The following is a 16,339-nucleotide window of genomic DNA, read 5'->3' as shown; positions in this document are numbered from 1 at the left end:
GCCGCCTACTCCGGCTGCACGGCAAACCAAGCGGCGATGGCCTCGGTCTGCCGCTCGTCGAAGCCCTTGGCGATCCGCCCCATGACACTGGAGGGCCAGGCACCGCTGCGATACTCGCGCATGAAGGTGACGATGTCCGAAGCCTTGCGGCCGGCAAGTCGCGGGATCACCGAATCCGCCACCTTCTTCGGGGCGTGGCAGCCGGTGCAGGAGCTGGCGCCCGGCGGCGCGTCGGCCGCCGTTGCCGGGCCGGCCAGCAGGATCACGCTGGCGAGGCCCGGCAGCAGCGTTCGAGGCATCAGGCCCCCTTCTTCAGATCGTTGTTCATCAGCGGCAGGTTGCGCACCCTCTTGCCCGTCGCCTTGGCGATCGCGTTCAGCACGGCGGGCGCCGCGACGGCGATGGTCGGCTCGCCGACGCCGCCCCAGAAATCGTGGGTCGGCACGAGCACCGTTTCGACGTCGGGCATCTCGTCGATGCGCATCACGTTGTAGGTGTCGAAGTTCGTCTGCTCGACCGCGCCGTCCTTCACCGTGATCTCGCCGTACAGGGCGGCCGACAGGCCGTAGACGAACGAGCCTGCGACCTGGCGGTCGATCTGCGCCGGGTTGACCACATGGCCGGGATTGGTGGCCGCGGTGATCTTGTGGATCTTGAGCTGGCCGTCGGGGCTCACCGATACTTCGGCGACGCCGGCGACGTAGCTGCCGTAGCCCATGACCTGCGAGATGCCGTGGAAGCGGCCCTCGGGCAGCGGCTTGCCGTAGCCCGCCTTGTCGCAGGCGGCCTTCAGAACCGCCGCCCACTTGGGCTTCAGGTACTTGAGGCGGTAGGCGAGCGGATCCTGGCCCGCCGCAGCCGCCAGCTCGTCGAGGAAACATTCCATGTAGACGGCGTTCTGGTTCACATTCACGCCCCGCCAGAAGCCCGCCGTGATGTGCGGATTGCGCATGGCGTGGTCGATCATCAGGTTGGGGATGTCGTAGCCATAGGCGGCCTCGACCCCGGACTGCATGAGCCCCTGGAAGGCGATCGGATCCATGCCGTTCACCAGGTTCTGCGGTAGTAGCGAGGCCAGGATCGACTGGCCCGAGATGCGCACATGTAGGCCGACCAGATTGCCCTGGGCGTCGAGCCCCGCGGTCAGTTTGGCCATCGTCGTGGGATGATACTGGCAGTGCGTCATGTCCTCTTCGCGCGACCAGATGAGCTTGATCGGCGTGCCGGGCATCTCCTTGGCCGCGAGCACGGCCTGCCGCACATAGTCCGAGCGGCCGCGTCGGCCGAAGCCGCCGCCAAGCAGGAGCTTGTAGACCTCGCACTTGGCAACCGGCAAGCCTGCCGCTTCCGACGCCGCGGCCAGCGCCGCCTCGCCGTTCTGCGTGCCGCACCAGACTTCGCACTTATCGGCGGTGTAGCGCGCGGTGGCGTTCATCGGCTCCATGGTGACATGGTGCTGGTAGGGGAAGCTGTAGACGGCCTCGACCTTCTTGGCCGCGCCCTCGATCGCCTTCTGGGCGTCGCCCGCCTTGTTGCCGACGAAGGCTTCCTTGGCCTCGAGTCCTTCCTTCAGCATGGCGTTGATTGTCTCGGTCGAGACCTTGCCGAGCTCACCGATGTCCCAGTTGGTCGTGACGGCGTCGAGCGCCGTCTTGGCCTGCCAGTATGTGTCGGCCACGACCACGACGGCGTTGCCGTCGATCGCGAAGATCTTCTTCACGCCCGGCATCTTCTCGGCCTTGGCGGCGTCGAAGTCCTTGAGCTTGCCTCCGATAACCGGGCAGGCGCGCACGGTCGCGTTGAGCATACCCGGCATCGTGTAGTCCATGCCGTAGATCTGCTTGCCCGTGACCTTGTCGACCGTGTCGAGCCGCTTCAACGGCTTGCCGGCGATTTTCCAGTCCTTGGGATCCTTGAGCTTCACGTCCTTGGGCGGCTCGAGCTCGGCCGCCGCGGCAGCGACCGCGCCATAGGTCACCGTCTTGCCCGATCCCTTGTGCGTGATCTTGCTGTCGGCTGCGCTGCATTCCGCCGCCGGCACATTCCATTGCTTGGCCGCGGCCGCGATCAGCATCTCGCGCGCGATGGCGCCGCCCTCGCGGACATACTGCTGGCTCTCGCGGATGCCGCGGCTGCCGCCGGTCGAAAAGTTCTTCCAGACGCGATTGCGCTTCAGGTTCTCGCCGGGCGTCGGATATTCCCAGGTAACCTTGTTCCAGTCGCAGTCCAGTTCCTCGGCCACGAGCTGGCAGAGACCGGTGAGGGTGCCCTGCCCCATCTCGGAGCGGGCAATGCGGATCGCCACCTTGTCGTCGGGATGGATGACCACCCAGGCGTTCAGTTCCTTGACTGACTGGGCCTGCGCCACGTTTTCGTCGAAGGGCAAGTGGAAGCCCAGCGAGAAGCCGCCGGCGACGGCGGCACCGCTGACCAGGAAGCCGCGACGGCCGAGCGAAGTCTGGATCGTCATGATGCGTCCTCCCTCAGGCCTTGGCGGCGGCGTGGATGGCGGCGCGGACCTGCTGGTAGGTGCCGCAGCGGCAGATGTTGGTCATCGCTTCGTCGATGTCCGCATCGGTCGGATTGGGCTTGGCGGCAAGCAGCGCCGTCGCCGCCATCACCATGCCGCTCTGGCAGTAGCCGCACTGGGGCACGTCGAGCTCGACCCAAGCCTTCTGGATCTTGTTCAGCACACCATTCTCGGCCAGGGCCTCGATGGTGACGACCTTCTGGGTACCGACAGCGTTCACCGGCACGCTGCACGAACGCACCGGCGCACCGTCGATATGGACCGTGCAGGAGCCGCATTGTGCGATGCCGCAGGCATACTTGGTGCCCGTCAGACCGAGCTGCTCGCGCAGCACCCAGAGGAGTGGAGTATCCGGATCGGCGGTGTAGTCGACCGCCTTGCCGTTGACGTTGAGAACAGCCATCCCAGTCTCCCGTTGGTTCAGGAAATATGGACCGGAGGGTAACTCAGCGAGGGCGCGACTGCCTTGCAGACCTGCTGCTCTCACGGAGGTGTGATGGCCTCACAAAGCACAGCAAAATGTGGCGGGTCCGTGACGCTCGCGAACTACAGTTTAGGTGGCGGATAATACGGACGATCGCCAAGCGCCTGCACGCGCTTCCAGAACTCCGGCCCCGAGGCCTTGCCGACCTCGTCGAGATCGGCTGCCTGACGCCACAGGCTCCACGACTCGGGATGCAGGTGGCTCGCTTCAGCCATCTGCGAGTCGCCTTCGGCCGCGCGACCGTTGGCGCGCAGCCAAAGCCCAAGTCGGAAACGTGCCCGCGCCTCGGCGATCTCGGGCGTGACCTTGGGTAGGCCTGTGCGCGCCTCATCGGGTGGCAACGCATGCGCGCCGGTCGTGACCCAGGCGCGCACCGCGTCGAGATAGGCCTGTCGCGCGGCGAGGCGCTCGGCCTGATCTTCTGGAGTCATTGTGCGCGTCTCGAGGTCCATTCGCCGGAAATGATCGGTCGAGCCCGCCGTTTCGGGCGGCCGGGCGATCCGGCCCTGCTCGTCGATCCAGATCGCCTGCGGCACGTTCACGAGATTATAGAGGTCCTCGAGCCGATGGTCGGTATCGATGAGCTGCCAGTAGGACGATCTGGCCTGCTCGATCCACGGACGCGCATGCTCGGCGCCGCGGCTTTCCTGGGCCACGGCCACGACCATGAACCCCTTGTCCTTCAGTTCTTCGTAGAGGGCCTGCCACACGGGCAAGTCAAAACGACAGCCTCACCAACTGGCCCAGGTGGCGAGGAACACCTTGCGGCCGCGCAGCTGCGACAGCGAGCGCGGCACGCCGTCGATATCCGGCAAGGTGAAGTCCGGCGCCTCCAGCCCTTCGAGCGTCGCATTGCGCTCCTCGGCCGGCGCACCCAGCGCCCACACGTCCCGTACCTCGCTGGCGACCACGGGACCACCCAGCTTTTTCCAGAAAGCCTCGAGGTCGACTTCGTTGGGCGCGAGCGCGGAAGCGGGCAGCGGCACGCACAGATCGTCGCGGCACATGCCTTCCGGCTTCAGCGTCCAGCCGGTGACATGCTCGGCATCGACCGGACTGATCCAGAGGCCGTCATGCGCGGCGACGTCGTGCTCGCCCGTGGGCGTGAGGATCTTCGTCATCGCGGCCTCCCGTTCCGACTCACTTCGGTGTCGAGATCGTAACTTCCTTCGACGTGATGAACTCCAGCAGCACGGGCACGCCCTTCTGGGTCTGCTCGATGCCGCGCTTGATCGCCGGGATGATGTCATCCGGCTTGGTGATGCGCTCGCCGTAGCCGCCGAAGGCCCGCGCCATGGCGGCGTAGTCGCCCGAGATGTCGGTCGAGCGGTACTTCTCGGTCGACACCTTCATGATGTGCAGCTCGATCGCCATCGAGAAGTTGTTGAGCAGGATCGACATGATCGGAATGCGCTCGCGCACCGCCGTCTCGAAGTCCATGCCGGTGAAGCCGATCGCCGCATCGCCCCACACGTTGATGCAGAGCTTGTCCGGGCAGGCGAGCTTGGCGCCCATGGCGAGGCCGAGCCCGTAGCCCAGCTGGGTGGTCTTGCCCCAGCCGATATAGGTGTGCGGCGCGGTGGTCTTCCAGAACGGCGAGAGCTGGTCGCGCGGGCTGCCGGCGTCGTGTGTGATGATCGTGTTGGCCTTGTCGACCGTGTGCTGGAGGTCCCAGAGCACGCGATAGGGATTGAGCGGCGCTTCGTTGTTGGTGAGCTTGGGCATCCACTCGTTGAGCCACGCGTCGGCGATCGGCTTGATCTCCGCCACGACCGGCGCGGCATCGCGCTTCTTGGCCCCGACCAGCTTGCTGCACTCGTCGATCATGGCGCGGAGTGCGAGCTTCGCATCGCCGATCAGGCCGTACTGGCAGCGCACGTCCTTGTTGAGATGATTGGGGTCGAGCGTGGTGTGGATCACCGTCTTGCCCTTCGGCATCGAGATGCCGAAGTTGGTCTCGGTGAAGGAGCAGCCGATGCCGAACAGCACGTCGCACTTGTCGAGGAAGTGCCGGACCTGCCTCGGATAGGCGCGGCCGCCGGAACCCAGCGACAGCGGATGGGTCTCGTCGAAGCTGCTCTTGCCCTGGAGCGAGGTGCAGACGGGAATCGCCAGCAGTTCGGCGAGTTCCTTCAGCTCGTCATAGGCCTCGGCCCAATGCACGCCGTGGCCGGCATAGATGACCGGCCGCTTGGCCTCGACCAGCACCTTGGCGGCCTCCTTCACCGCGGCCGGATCGGGACCGTAGCGCGTCGGCTTGATCGGCTCGTAGGTCAGCGGATCGGGCGCGTCCTCGCCGTTGGCTTCGGCCGGGAACTCGATGATGACCGGCGAGCCGCGGCCGTTGCGCAGCAGGCTGAAGGCCCGGCGCATGACGTTCTCGATGTCGGCGCCCGAGGTGATCGGCTCGGCATGCTTGGCGACATGCGCCATGGTGATTGTCGAGTTGAAGTTCGGCGGCACATGGGCGATGCGGCGCGGATAGCCCGCCGGGATGACCAGCAGCGGCACCGATTCGCCGTAGGCCTGGGCCACGCCGCCATAGGCGTTCTCCGAACCCGGACCGCTCTGCATGCAGAACACGCCCATCTTGCGGCCCTTGGTCATGCGCGACATGGCGTCGGCCATATGCAGGCCGATTCGCTCCTGGCGCACGATGATCGGCCGGATGTCGATTGCGGCGCAATGCTCGATGAGATGGTTGACGGGATAGGCGAAGAGATACTCGACCCCTTCGCGCTTCAGGATTTCCGCGACTGCCGGTCCGGTCTTCATCTTCGTTTCTCCCTTTGGCCGGGGGCGCGCCACTCCAGTGGCGCGTCATGAATCGCGCCACTGGAGTGGCGCGTCCCAGCGCGTCCTACTTGTTCAGTTCCTTCATCGCGCTGTCGAGGCCGCCCAGGGTGAGCGGGAACATGCGGTTGCTCGTCAGCTGCTGCAGCAGCTGGATGGACGGCGTGTAGCTCCAGTGCCTTTCCGGCACCGGGTTCAGCCACGCCATGCTGCGATAGGTGTCGGCCACGCGCTGGATCCAGACCTGGCCTGCTTCCTCGTTCCAGTGCTCCACCGAACCGCCGGGATAGGCGATCTCGTAGGGGCTCATCGAGGCGTCGCCGACGAACAGCACCTTGTAGTCGGGCGGATATGTATGGAGCATCTGCGCGGTCGAGAAGGTGTCGACGTGGCGGCGGCGGTTGTCCTTCCACAGCTTTTCGTAAAGGCAGTTGTGGAAGTAGAAGAATTCGAGGTGCTTGAACTCCGAACGCGCCGCCGAGAACAGTTCCTCGCAGACCCGAATGTGCGCATCCATCGAGCCGCCGATGTCGAACAGGATCAGCAGCTTCACTTTGTTGCGCCGCTCCGGCACCATCTTGATGTCGAGGTAGCCGGCATTGCGCGCCGTCGAGCGGATCGTGTCGGGCATGTCGAGCTCGACCTCGGCCCCCTCGCGCGCGAACTTGCGCAGGCGGCGCAGCGCGATCTTGATGTTGCGCGTGCCGATCTCGACCGTGTCGTCGAGGTTCTTGTACTCGCGCTTGTCCCACACCTTGACGGCGCGGCCTTCGCGGCCCTTGTCCTGGCCGATGCGCACGCCCTCGGGATTGAAGCCGTAGGCGCCGAAGGGCGAAGTGCCGGCGGTGCCGATCCACTTGCTGCCGCCCTGGTGGCGCTTCTGCTGCTCCTCGAGGCGCTTCTTCAGCGTCTCCATGAGCTTTTCCCAGCCGCCCATCGACTCGATCTGCTTCTTCTCCTCTTCGGTGAGAAGCTTCTCGGCCAGCTTGCGCAGCCATTCCTCGGGGATCTCGGCGGCCACGCCCTCGGGGGGCAGCGCCTCCAGTCCCTTGAAGACGGTGCCAAACACGCGGTCGAACTTGTCGAGGTTGCGCTCGTCCTTCACCAGCGCGGCGCGCGACAGATAGTAGAAGTCGTCGACGCTGTAGTCGGCGACTCCCTTGTCCATCGCGTCCATCAGGGAAAGGTATTCCTTGATGGAGACCGGCAGCTTGGCGTTGCGCAGCTCGAGGAAGAAGTTGATGAACATCGCGTCCTCCTCTCAGCGGTGATTACTGGCGCTGCTCCCGCCGCGCCATGAAGGCCAGACGCTCGAACAGGTGCACGTCCTGCTCGTTCTTCAGCAGCGCGCCGTGCAGCGGCGGAATGAGCTGCTTGGAGTCCTTGGAGCGCAGCGACTCCGGCGACATGTCCTCGACCATCAGTAGCTTCAGCCAGTCGAGCAGCTCGGAGGTCGACGGCTTCTTCTTGAGGCCCGGTACTTCGCGGATGTCGTAGAATACGTTCAGCGCCTCGCGCAGCAGGTTGCGCTGCAGGTCGGGGAAGTGGACGTCGACGATCTGCGTCATCGTCTCGCGATCGGGGAAGCGGATGTAGTGGAAGAAGCAGCGGCGCAGGAAGGCGTCCGGCAGCTCCTTCTCGTTGTTCGAGGTGATCATCACGATCGGCCGCTCGGTCGCCTTGATGGTCTGCTGCGTCTCGTAGACGTAGAATTCCATACGATCGAGTTCCTGCAGCAGATCGTTGGGGAACTCGATGTCGGCCTTGTCGATTTCGTCGATCAGCAGGATCGGACGCACTGGGGCGGTGAAGCCCTCCCACAGCTTGCCCTTCTTGATGTAGTTGCCGATGTCCTTCACGCGCTCGTCACCGAGCTGGCTGTCGCGCAGACGCGAGACGGCGTCATACTCGTACAGGCCCTGCTGCGCCTTAGTGGTCGACTTGATGTGCCACTCTATGATCGGGGCGTTCAGCGCCTTGGCGACCTCGTGTGCCAGAACGGTCTTGCCGGTGCCGGGCTCGCCCTTGATGAGCAGCGGACGCTGCAGAGCGATCGCCGCGTTCACCGCCACGCGCAGGTCGTCGCTGGCAACGTAGGAGTCGGTACCGGTAAATTTCATGGTGCAAAATCCAAATTTCACTGTGGTTAAAGCCACCCTAGTGGCGCGGTTTCAGGCCAGCAAGGCCGCGCGAACAGGTCAGCCGCCCGCGCGAACGATGAAATAGACCAAAGCGGCACAGGCCAGCAGGACAGACATCGCAAGGCGGCTCGACGCGAAGGCGAGCCGCGGTGCGGGCGCGCCCGGTTCGACCGCCTGATCGATCCGCTTGCGGCCGGTGACCATCGCGCCGATCAGATTGTGCCGCTTCCAGACCAGGTAGAGCAGGACGGCGGCGACATGGACTGCCACCAGGATGAGCAGAACATTGATCCACCAGGCGTGGAAATCCGTGGCCCGCTCGACCCACTTGTCGGCGACCTTGAGGGCGAGCGGTCCGTTCACCATGCCGGTGTCGGTGTCGGCCGCGAATAGACCGGTCACGACCTGGGCCATCACCGCGAAGATCAGGACGAGCACCATGGCACCTCCCACCGGATTGTGTCCGACGTCGCAGGGGCCCTCCTTGCGAAACAGATGCGCCACATGGGCGAAAGCGGCCCCAGGTCCCTTGAGGAAGCTCGAGAAGCGCGCGGTGGTGCTGCCGACGAATCCCCACGCAAGACGAAAGAGCAGCAGCGTCAGGATGGTGTAGCCCGACCAGAAATGGAGCTGCATCCAGTCGCCGCCGGCCCGGCCGCTGAAATAGGAGGTCGTCATCAGCGCGACGAGCAGCCAGTGGAACAGGCGGACGGGCACGTCCCAGACGAGTATCTTGTCTTTCTTGCCGGCCATTCGTCATTCATCTCCTTGAGAGGGCCCAGAATAGTCGAGTCACCGGGGCTGTAGGCAAGAACCAGAGCACGACCACTACACGCAGTCGTGATGGGGCTTGTCTCACCTGCCCGTTCGCTTCCGGGCCGGGCTCTGCAACAAATGCTCAATCGGCGAGGCATAAATTTCCCGCCGCCGGTTCAGCCACAAGGGGATGGGTCTATGAGGAAGAGTCTGGTTCTTGCGATGGTCGGCGCGCTCGCCGCCGGCGCAATGGTGGGTGGCGCAACGATCGCGATGGCCCAGGGCGACGTGATCGCGCAGCGCAAGGACAATCGCAAGCAGACCGCCGCCGCGATGCGCGCCATCAAGGCGATTGTCGATGCCAAGGGTCCGACCGCGGGCGCCGTCGAGCAGGCCGCGAAGCTCAAGACCCTCGAAGCTTCGTTCGTGAAGATGTTCCCGGCAGGCTCCGACAAGGGCGATACCCGCGCCCTGCCGGCGATCTGGACCGACTGGGCCGGTTTCGAAGCGGCCAGCAAGGCGGCCGACGCAGCCTACGACAAGCTCGCGACGGCGGCCGGCTCGGGCAATGCCGAGGCGCTGGCGGCCGCCTTTGCCGACACCGGCAAGACCTGCGGTGCGTGCCACCAGAAGTTCCAGGCGAAGGCCAACTAGGCCCGCTCTGCCCAACACATCAGGGCGACGGACCTTCCGTCGCCCTTTTCTTAAGGCCTCAGGCTGCGGTGGATGCCCGAGGCGACCCGGCAAGCGCCTGCTGGACGATCGTCTCGGCCGTGAAGCGCCAGGTCTTCGAGGCCCGCATCGGCGACAGTCGCTGACGCTCACGCAAATTCATCCAGCTGTCTAAGCCGAACGCCCGGTCGAGCGAATCGAGCCCGGCAAGGCGCGCTTCCGGATCGAGCGCCTCGAGCTCGGCGGCGAACCACACGGTGAGCCGCTGCCGCAGAAGTTCGCGCAGCCGCGCCACGCCAACCCCGATGGCCGGCGCCATGCCGCGCACGCGATCGGCAAAGCTCCACAACGGAAGCCACTCCTCGAAGAGCCGCACCCGGTCGGTGACCAGCCACGTGATGCGATTTGCCAGCGGCGCCGCCGGATCGACCGGTCGATCGGCGCCGAACGCCCGGCTGACTGCGAGTTCGAAGGCCGCTGTGTAGAGATCGGACAGATTCGGGAAGTGTTGAGCGAGGGTCCGGCTCGAAAGCCCCGCAATCACGGCGACGGCACCCGCGGATGGCTCGGCATCCCCCGTCTGAACGAGATCCAGAGTGGCCTGGATCAAGGAGCGCCGAATGCTCTGCCCGTTGATGATGCGTTCATCATGAATATTGGACACATCAAGGGGGAAGCCGACAATTCTCATTGGAACCGATCGAAAATTCATGGCGCGCGTGGGCGACACTATCAGCCGGCGATTTCGAGGTAACTTGCAATAATGCATATCTAGAACATTTGGCATCCAATAATAATCGTCTTATTTTCTGATGTGATAGACGTTTTTGGTGTGTCTATGCCCGCACCGTGGGCGCAATATTGATCCGGCTGGTTCCCCGGCCCTCAGGCAACACAACGGTCATCGCCAGAAATACGAAAGGCCGATCGCTTGGGGACGATCGGCCTTCCTATGAGCCCGCCTGGGTGTGGGTTGATCGAAGCCTTGGGTGTGTGGGAACGGCTTCGATAAAGCGGCTTGGGGGGCCGCCAGCGGGCTTGCTCTCATTCGCACTCTACTGAAGCCAAGCCGATGCGGTACTTGCAATAATGCATATCTGCCGCCGAACGATCAAGAGAATCCCCAGTAATTCAAGCGCGACCCGCCTCGCAGCTAGCCAAAAAAGTGTCCCTCAGCAAAGACCTGCGATTCGGCCGTCGCCCCAAAGGGCATTAACCAGACGGACGATCCGCGATCGCCGTGAGAACCGGGCGCAGGTGCTCAAGAAAGCGATCTGGATCCTCGCTCATCGGGAAATGGCCGAGGCCGGGCATGATCGAACAGCTGGCGCCCGCGACCGTCGCGGCGACTTCCTCCGTCTCGGCGGGCGAGCACGAATAGTCGTATTCCCCGGTCAGCAGATAGAGCGGGCAGCGGCTGGTATCGATCGTGGCGATGCGTTCGCGCAGATCGCCGTCGACCTTGTAGAAATGAAGATCGCCTTTGAAGACGCCCGGCCCTCCCTGCATGTAGTGCCACAGGGTTTCCCAGCGATGCACGCTTGGGGCATCGGGCCCAACCAGACCGGAGACGATGCCGGCGCACACCTCGCCGCCATGGACGTCGGCGTGGTGGAGCCAGTCGGTATCATAGTAGGGCGCCACATGGGCCGAGGCCTGCAGGCCGATCAGCGCGCGAAAGCGATCCGCATGGGTCGCCGCGAGGTTGAGCACCACGCGCCCGCCGATCGAACAGCCCATCACCACCGGCCGGTGCAACGACAGCGCATCGGCGAAGGCCGCGATGAATGCGGTGTAGAAATCCCGCGTCAGTCGGTATTCCTCGCGTTCGAACCCGGCGGGCGGCGACGACTTCCCATGCCAGGGCATGTCGAAGGCGATGACGCGAAAGCGCCTGCTGATCGTTTCATCGTTCAGCACGCCGCGATACTGCCGTCCATCGGCACCCGCCGTGTGGAGGCAGATCAGCGGAATCCCCTCGCCTGCCTCCTCGAAGTAGACGCGATAGCTCCGCCCTTCGAAGGCGAGCGACAGATAGCGGCCGACGATCGGCTCGAGAGGGGCGGTCGTCATGGCGTCATGCCCCCTACAGTCTGCGCAGCGCGGGGGGCCTCAAGCACGCCTTTGATGTAGAGCAGGTTGGCCATCAGGGGCTGCAGGTCACCCTCGAACGTCATGAGGCCCCGGCGCACCAGCGCGAGCAGGTCGTGATCGCCTGGCGCCGGCCGGGGCCGCCAGAAACGCTGCCAGCTCGCCTCGTCGGCCCGCAGGGCAAAGCGCCAGGACGGCATGACGAAGGGACCCGCCTCGACCCTCTCGATCCTCCCCCGCAGCACGTGCACCAGCCAGCCCCGCGGACGTGCCTCCACCAGAAAAGCCCCGTTGAAATGGCGGCCGCGCCGTACCAGGGCTGCGTCATCGTTCACGAGATCGGCAAGTTGTTCGAGCATGCTCCCTCCCTCTGCGGGCCGCGTTTCGTGTTTCGGCCTCATTTCCATGCTAGACGATTTACCAATCCGCCAATATCCGCCGTGCTTTCCGGGAGCCTCTCCGTGCACTTCGTTCGTTCCGCCCGCGCCCTTCTGCCCCTCGCCGGGGCCGCCCTGTTGCTCGCCGCCGCCGTCCAGCCGGCCGCCGCCGCCGGCCTCGAGGAAGCGGTCAAGGCGCTGCAGGCAGGCGATGTCGTGACGGCAGAGAAGGAACTGCAGCTTCTGGCAAAGGAGCGGGATCCACGTGCCCAGTTCGTGCTCGGCCTCTACATCTACGGCAATGCCGAGTCGAAGCTGTTCGACATCAACAAGGCGACGCCCCTGCTGCTCGATGCGGCGGAGCGCGGCTATTTGCCGGCCATGATCCCGCTGGCGGGCGCCTATGCCGAGGGCAAGGGCGTGCCGAAGAGCCTGTTCGAGGCCTACAAGTGGTGCGCCATCGCCGAACGCTGGAACGTCCCCAACGCCAACTTGGCGCTTGAGCAGGCCGGCCGCGAACTGCCGGCCGCGGAACTCGAGAAGGCCAAGGCCGCCGCGGCGGCCTACACGTTCAAGACCAAATGATCGCCGCGCGATCGGCGCTCGCCGCTGCCTTGGTGGCCGCGAGCGCCGTCGCGCAGGCCCAGCAGCCGCCCGACGCGTCGGACGTCGCCGCGCCGTTGCGTCCCGCCGTGGTCGCCTATCGACAGGGTGACGTCGCTACCGCCGAGCGGACCTTGCGCTCCCTCGGCGCTCCCTCCGCCGACTCCGAGGCCTGGCTGGGCGCCATCCTGCTCGACCGCGGCAACAAAGCGGAGGGACTGAGGCTGATCCAGCGCGCCGCCGATGCCGGGTCCGCCGAGGGCCAGCACAGGCTGGCGCTGGTATTCATCACGGGCGACGCCGGCCAGGCTCGCGATCCTGCCCGGGCCGTCGAGCTCTTCGCGAAAGCGGCTGCGCAGGGGCACCGTCGGGCACAGCTCAATCTCGGCACACTCTATCTCCGTGGTCAGGGGGTTCAGCGCGACCTGATCCAGGCGCGTGCGTGGCTCGAGCAGGCCGCCATGGACGGCGATGTGTACGCCACCTACGCGCTGGGGCGCGCCATGTCCGAAAGCGCGCCCCCGGTGTCGGCCGATTCGACGCGGGCGGCCGATCTGTTCCGCCGGGCCGCGGAGAAGGGCCACATGCGCGCCGCCCTGCGTTACGGTATGGCGCTGGCCGAAGGGTCGGGCGTCAAGCAGGACCTTGCCGCCGCCCAGCGCTGGCTGATCCAGGCCCAGCAGAACGGCGTGCCGGAAGCGGCGCTCGCCCTGGGCGACATGGCGGTCCGCACACCGGCGACGCGCGACAAGGCGGCCAACGAGAAGATCCTGAAATCGGCCATCAGCTGGTACCAGGCGGCCGCCGGGGCCGGGGTACCGTCAGGCCAGTTCAAGCTCGCCAATGCCTATCTCGCCGGCTCCGGCGTTGCGCGGGATCCCGTCCAGGCCCAGCTCTGGTATTCACGGGCCGCCCAGCAGGGATTGCCGGAGGCGCAACAGGCGCTGGGCGTCATGCTGCTGACGGGCGTGGCCGGCACGATGGACCCGGTCGAAGCCTTCAAATGGCTGTACCTCGCCGAACGCGGCGGGCATCCGGAAGCCCGCGCCGTCCGCGAGAAGGCGGGCGACAAGGTAGCCGATCGGGACCGCAAGCGCGGCGAGGCATTGGCACAGACCTTCAAGCCGACGTTCGAACTGCCCAGCGACGAGAGCCTGCCGCGTCTCGTCCCTGTCCGCCGCTGAGCGTTCCCCCGTGGATGCGTCGCAGAACGTTGCGCGCCAGATGCGTCCTGACATCACCCTCGCAGTCTGCCGCGGTGCCTGCCGGCTGATGCGTCAGACCGGCCGGTCGGTCCTGCGTGAGCTGCCGCTGCCCGACGGGCGGCGCGCCGACATCATGGCGATCGCCGGCAGCGGCGAGCTCACGATCGTCGAGGTGAAATCCTCGATCGAGGACTGGCGCGTCGACCAGAAGTGGCCCGACTATCTCGCCTGGTGCGACATGCTCTACTTTGCCGTACCCGTCGATTTTCCTCAGGCGCTTATCGCCGAGGAAGTCGGCTTGATCGTCGCCGACGCCTATGGGGCCGAGATCCTGCGCCATCCCCTCCGCCGCCCGGTTGCGGCGGCGCGGCGTAAGGCGCTCCTCGTCGACTGCGCCCGCCTCGCCTCCGAGCGGCTGGCGCGTCTCGAAGATCCCGAGTTCGTCGACTTCGCCTGATCCTCAGCCGGACATTGGACGCGCCGCGCCGCGGCTGGCTTCGGCCATGCGGATGCGCGCATAGGCCATCACCTCGGTCGGCGGGCCGATACGCTCGACCCTGCCATCCATCACCAACGCCACGCGGTCGGCGATGGCGAGGGGCGCCAGACGGTGGGTGATCATGATGACGGTCCGCCCGCGCGTATTGGCCTTGAGCTGGCGCAGCAGCTGCTCCTCGGTGGCGGGATCGAGGGCGCTGGTCGCCTCGTCGAGGATGAGGATTCGCGGATTGCGGATCAGCGCCCGGGCGATGCAGAGGAGCTGGCGCTGGCCCGTCGACAGGCCCTGCCCGCGCTCTCCCAGCACGGTGTTGTAGCCCTGCGGCAGGCGCTGGATGAATTCGTGGGCGCCGACGAATTTCGCGACGGCCACGACGCGGCCGGGATCCTTGTCCGCGACGCCCATCGCGATGTTCTCCCGCACCGTCCCGGTGAAGAGCTGGACATCCTGCGGCACCGCACCGATCTGCGCCCGCAGCTGCGCCGGCGAGATATGGGCGATGTCGGTACCGTCGACCAGCACGCGGCCATCCGAGGGACTGACGAGACCTTGCACCAGATTGGCGATGGTGGTCTTGCCCGATCCCGACGGCCCCACGATGCCGACGATCTCTCCCGCCGCCACGGTCAGATCGGCTTCGCGCAGGATCGGCGCGCCGCGCTCGTGCGCCCGGTAGGTCACGCGTTCGAGCGCGATCCCGCCGGACAGGGCCGGCATCGGCGCGAACTCGCCCGGCGATGCCTCCGGAGTCTCGTGCATCAGCGCGTCGACGCGCTCGAACGCGGCGCTCACACCCTGGAGCTGGTGCCAGGCGGACGCCAGCTGTCGCATCGGCTGCAGCGCCCGCGCGGCGAGCATGTTGGCGGCGATGAGGGCGCCGATCGTCAGGCGCTGGTCGGCAATCTCCGCGACACCGACCATCACGATGACGAGCGACGCCACGAGCTGAAGCGTCCCGGAGGCGCTCGCCGCAATGCTGGCAAGGTAATTGGCCCGCAGACTGCTGCGGGCCGATTGCTCGACGCGCGTCTGCCAGCGCTTCTCGACCTCGGCTTCAAGTCCCAGCGCCTTGATCGTGGCGGCGTTGGCCACGGTCTCGGTCAGCGTCGAACTCTTGGCGGCCAGCGCCTGGAAATTCTCCTCCGCCAGGCGCCGCTGCGCACGGTGCGCGGCAAGCGACACGCCGACCAGTACGGGAACCGCCAGAGCGGTGATCAGGCCCAATGTCGTGCTGATCGCAAAGACGGCGATCAGGAAGAGCACGACGAACATGAGGTCGATCGCCAGCACCGGCAGCTGTCCCGTCAGGAAGCCGCGTAGCACGTCGAGCTGGCGCAGCCGCTCGGTGATGACGCCGGAAGGGGTGCGCTCGAAATGCCGATAGGGCAAGGCCATCAGATGATGCAGCACCTCGGCGCTCATCAGCGCGTCGAGCCGCGCGCCGGTCTTGGCCGACAGCCATCCACGCGCCACGCGCAGCCCGAAATCGGCGGCGTAGGCGAGGACCATTCCCGCACAGAGCATCAACATGACCGACGACAGACCGGCCGGCGGCAGGCGCCCGATCACCAGATTCACCACCACCATCATGAACAGCGGTGTGAGGAGCGCGAGCAGGTTGATGGCGAACGACGCCGCGGCGAGCTTGAACACGACGGACCGCACGCGCGCCCAGAGCGGGGCATACCAATGATCGGCCGGGCGCGGGTCCAACGGCTGGCGCAATAGCAGGGCGCGCGAGCCGAGACTGCCGACCTCCCGGGCCGCCACCTGCCAGACGCGGCCCACGACGACATCGAGAATGGTCCAGGTGTCGGCGCGGCCCGAGACCACGACATGGACGCGACCGTCGGCCGCGAGGAGCGCGAAAGGCAGAGGCAGTTCGTCGAGCGGACGCGATGCGAACTCGATCGCCTCGCTCTCAAGGCCGAGCCGCACGGCCGCGGTCAGAAACGACGCCTCGTCGAGGCCGGCCGCCGGCACGGCGGTCAGGCGACGGATATCGGCTTCACTGACAGGCCGGCCCACCTGCTGGGCGATGTAGAGCAGTGCCCTCATCAGGGAATCGACGCGGAGGCGGCCGCCATCGTCCCATACGGACTGCTGCTGGAAGCCTCCGTTCTCGAGGGGAGCCATGCCGAAGGGTACCAGAAACGCCCCTGAATTCAATTAGGTAGGGGCATCTCCT

At 66.0% G+C, this 16,339-nt stretch carries 16 protein-coding genes; 4 read left to right on the top strand and 12 right to left on the bottom strand.

The features are described from left to right. Window positions 1-5 precede the first annotated feature (5 nt). From ACO07I_RS18985 to ACO07I_RS18950, 8 genes are all read right to left on the bottom strand, one after another. Window positions 6-299 carry a c-type cytochrome gene (locus ACO07I_RS18985; protein WP_422010013.1) on the bottom strand — a complete coding sequence of 98 codons (294 nt, stop codon included), beginning with the start codon at window positions 297-299 and terminating at the stop codon, window positions 6-8. Further along, window positions 299-2,470 (bottom strand): molybdopterin cofactor-binding domain-containing protein, encoded by a 2,172-nt coding sequence (locus ACO07I_RS18980; RefSeq protein WP_422010011.1) that lies wholly within the window; start codon window positions 2,468-2,470, stop codon window positions 299-301. The genes ACO07I_RS18985 and ACO07I_RS18980 overlap by 1 nt, the downstream gene beginning before the upstream one ends. A 13-nt stretch (window positions 2,471-2,483) precedes the next feature. Next, window positions 2,484-2,933 (bottom strand): (2Fe-2S)-binding protein, encoded by a 450-nt coding sequence (locus ACO07I_RS18975; protein ID WP_422010009.1) that lies wholly within the window; start codon window positions 2,931-2,933, stop codon window positions 2,484-2,486. 143 nt (window positions 2,934-3,076) lie between these two features. Beyond that, the gene (locus ACO07I_RS18970) at window positions 3,077-4,135 is read right to left on the bottom strand and encodes a redoxin domain-containing protein (RefSeq protein WP_422010007.1); all 1,059 of its coding nucleotides are present in this window, start codon (window positions 4,133-4,135) and stop codon (window positions 3,077-3,079) included. 19 nt (window positions 4,136-4,154) lie between these two features. Further along, window positions 4,155-5,789 (bottom strand): thiamine pyrophosphate-requiring protein, encoded by a 1,635-nt coding sequence (locus ACO07I_RS18965; protein ID WP_422010005.1) that lies wholly within the window; start codon window positions 5,787-5,789, stop codon window positions 4,155-4,157. Window positions 5,790-5,874: 85 nt separating this feature from the next. After that, window positions 5,875-7,056 carry a vWA domain-containing protein gene (locus tag ACO07I_RS18960; RefSeq protein ID WP_304853861.1) on the bottom strand — a complete coding sequence of 394 codons (1,182 nt, stop codon included), beginning with the start codon at window positions 7,054-7,056 and terminating at the stop codon, window positions 5,875-5,877. A 22-nt stretch (window positions 7,057-7,078) separates the two neighbouring features. Further along, the gene (locus tag ACO07I_RS18955; RefSeq protein ID WP_422010002.1) at window positions 7,079-7,927 is read right to left on the bottom strand and encodes an AAA family ATPase; all 849 of its coding nucleotides are present in this window, start codon (window positions 7,925-7,927) and stop codon (window positions 7,079-7,081) included. 78 nt (window positions 7,928-8,005) lie between these two features. Further along, window positions 8,006-8,701, bottom strand: a complete 696-nt coding sequence (locus ACO07I_RS18950; protein ID WP_422010000.1) for a cytochrome b/b6 domain-containing protein — start codon at window positions 8,699-8,701, stop codon at window positions 8,006-8,008. A gap of 201 nt (window positions 8,702-8,902) precedes the next feature. Between ACO07I_RS18950 and ACO07I_RS18945 the strand changes: the two genes are divergently transcribed. Beyond that, window positions 8,903-9,358 (top strand): c-type cytochrome, encoded by a 456-nt coding sequence (locus ACO07I_RS18945; RefSeq protein WP_422009998.1) that lies wholly within the window; start codon window positions 8,903-8,905, stop codon window positions 9,356-9,358. 58 nt (window positions 9,359-9,416) lie between these two features. Here the strand turns inward: ACO07I_RS18945 and ACO07I_RS18940 are convergent, their stop codons facing one another. The 3 genes from ACO07I_RS18940 to ACO07I_RS18930 form a co-directional block, all read right to left on the bottom strand. Continuing rightward, window positions 9,417-10,067 carry a TetR/AcrR family transcriptional regulator gene (locus ACO07I_RS18940; RefSeq protein ID WP_422009996.1) on the bottom strand — a complete coding sequence of 217 codons (651 nt, stop codon included), beginning with the start codon at window positions 10,065-10,067 and terminating at the stop codon, window positions 9,417-9,419. A gap of 521 nt (window positions 10,068-10,588) precedes the next feature. Next, on the bottom strand, window positions 10,589-11,449 hold the full coding sequence (locus ACO07I_RS18935; protein WP_422009994.1) for an alpha/beta fold hydrolase: 861 nt from the start codon (window positions 11,447-11,449) through the stop codon (window positions 10,589-10,591). Further along, a complete protein-coding gene (locus tag ACO07I_RS18930) occupies window positions 11,446-11,826 on the bottom strand; it encodes a hypothetical protein (RefSeq protein ID WP_422009992.1) in 381 nt (126 codons plus the stop codon). The genes ACO07I_RS18935 and ACO07I_RS18930 overlap by 4 nt, the downstream gene beginning before the upstream one ends. Before the next feature lie 102 nt (window positions 11,827-11,928). Between ACO07I_RS18930 and ACO07I_RS18925 the strand changes: the two genes are divergently transcribed. The 3 genes from ACO07I_RS18925 to ACO07I_RS18915 are packed head-to-tail and all read left to right on the top strand — an operon-like array spanning window position 11,929 to window position 14,109. Further along, a complete protein-coding gene (locus ACO07I_RS18925; protein WP_422009990.1) occupies window positions 11,929-12,429 on the top strand; it encodes a hypothetical protein in 501 nt (166 codons plus the stop codon). Beyond that, window positions 12,426-13,631, top strand: coding sequence for a tetratricopeptide repeat protein (locus ACO07I_RS18920; protein WP_422009989.1), 1,206 nt, complete (start codon window positions 12,426-12,428; stop codon window positions 13,629-13,631). Before ACO07I_RS18925 ends, ACO07I_RS18920 begins: the two co-directional genes overlap by 4 nt. 40 nt (window positions 13,632-13,671) lie before the next feature. Beyond that, a complete protein-coding gene (locus ACO07I_RS18915) occupies window positions 13,672-14,109 on the top strand; it encodes an MmcB family DNA repair protein (RefSeq protein WP_422009988.1) in 438 nt (145 codons plus the stop codon). Window positions 14,110-14,112: 3 nt separating this feature from the next. Here ACO07I_RS18915 and ACO07I_RS18910 read toward each other — a convergent pair whose 3' ends face one another. Beyond that, the gene (locus ACO07I_RS18910; RefSeq protein WP_422009986.1) at window positions 14,113-16,287 is read right to left on the bottom strand and encodes a peptidase domain-containing ABC transporter; all 2,175 of its coding nucleotides are present in this window, start codon (window positions 16,285-16,287) and stop codon (window positions 14,113-14,115) included. Window positions 16,288-16,339 lie beyond the last annotated feature (52 nt).

This window comes from Reyranella sp. (genome assembly GCF_965227665.1).
Taxonomy (GTDB): Bacteria; Pseudomonadota; Alphaproteobacteria; order Reyranellales; family Reyranellaceae; genus Reyranella.
This window is presented reverse-complemented; position numbering and strand designations above follow the sequence as displayed.

Coding starts and splice junctions, on each gene's coding strand:
- ACO07I_RS18985 (WP_422010013.1), bottom strand. CDS start 299: ATGCCTCGAACGCTGCTGCCGGGCCTCGCCAGCGTGATCCTGCTGGCC.
- ACO07I_RS18910 (WP_422009986.1), bottom strand. CDS start 16,287: ATGGCTCCCCTCGAGAACGGAGGCTTCCAGCAGCAGTCCGTATGGGAC.
- ACO07I_RS18975 (WP_422010009.1), bottom strand. CDS start 2,933: ATGGCTGTTCTCAACGTCAACGGCAAGGCGGTCGACTACACCGCCGAT.
- ACO07I_RS18960 (WP_304853861.1), bottom strand. CDS start 7,056: ATGTTCATCAACTTCTTCCTCGAGCTGCGCAACGCCAAGCTGCCGGTC.
- ACO07I_RS18930 (WP_422009992.1), bottom strand. CDS start 11,826: ATGCTCGAACAACTTGCCGATCTCGTGAACGATGACGCAGCCCTGGTA.
- ACO07I_RS18935 (WP_422009994.1), bottom strand. CDS start 11,449: ATGACGACCGCCCCTCTCGAGCCGATCGTCGGCCGCTATCTGTCGCTC.
- ACO07I_RS18965 (WP_422010005.1), bottom strand. CDS start 5,789: ATGAAGACCGGACCGGCAGTCGCGGAAATCCTGAAGCGCGAAGGGGTC.
- ACO07I_RS18920 (WP_422009989.1), top strand. CDS start 12,426: ATGATCGCCGCGCGATCGGCGCTCGCCGCTGCCTTGGTGGCCGCGAGC.
- ACO07I_RS18950 (WP_422010000.1), bottom strand. CDS start 8,701: ATGGCCGGCAAGAAAGACAAGATACTCGTCTGGGACGTGCCCGTCCGC.
- ACO07I_RS18945 (WP_422009998.1), top strand. CDS start 8,903: ATGAGGAAGAGTCTGGTTCTTGCGATGGTCGGCGCGCTCGCCGCCGGC.
- ACO07I_RS18980 (WP_422010011.1), bottom strand. CDS start 2,470: ATGACGATCCAGACTTCGCTCGGCCGTCGCGGCTTCCTGGTCAGCGGT.
- ACO07I_RS18955 (WP_422010002.1), bottom strand. CDS start 7,927: ATGAAATTTACCGGTACCGACTCCTACGTTGCCAGCGACGACCTGCGC.
- ACO07I_RS18915 (WP_422009988.1), top strand. CDS start 13,672: ATGCGTCCTGACATCACCCTCGCAGTCTGCCGCGGTGCCTGCCGGCTG.
- ACO07I_RS18940 (WP_422009996.1), bottom strand. CDS start 10,067: ATGAGAATTGTCGGCTTCCCCCTTGATGTGTCCAATATTCATGATGAA.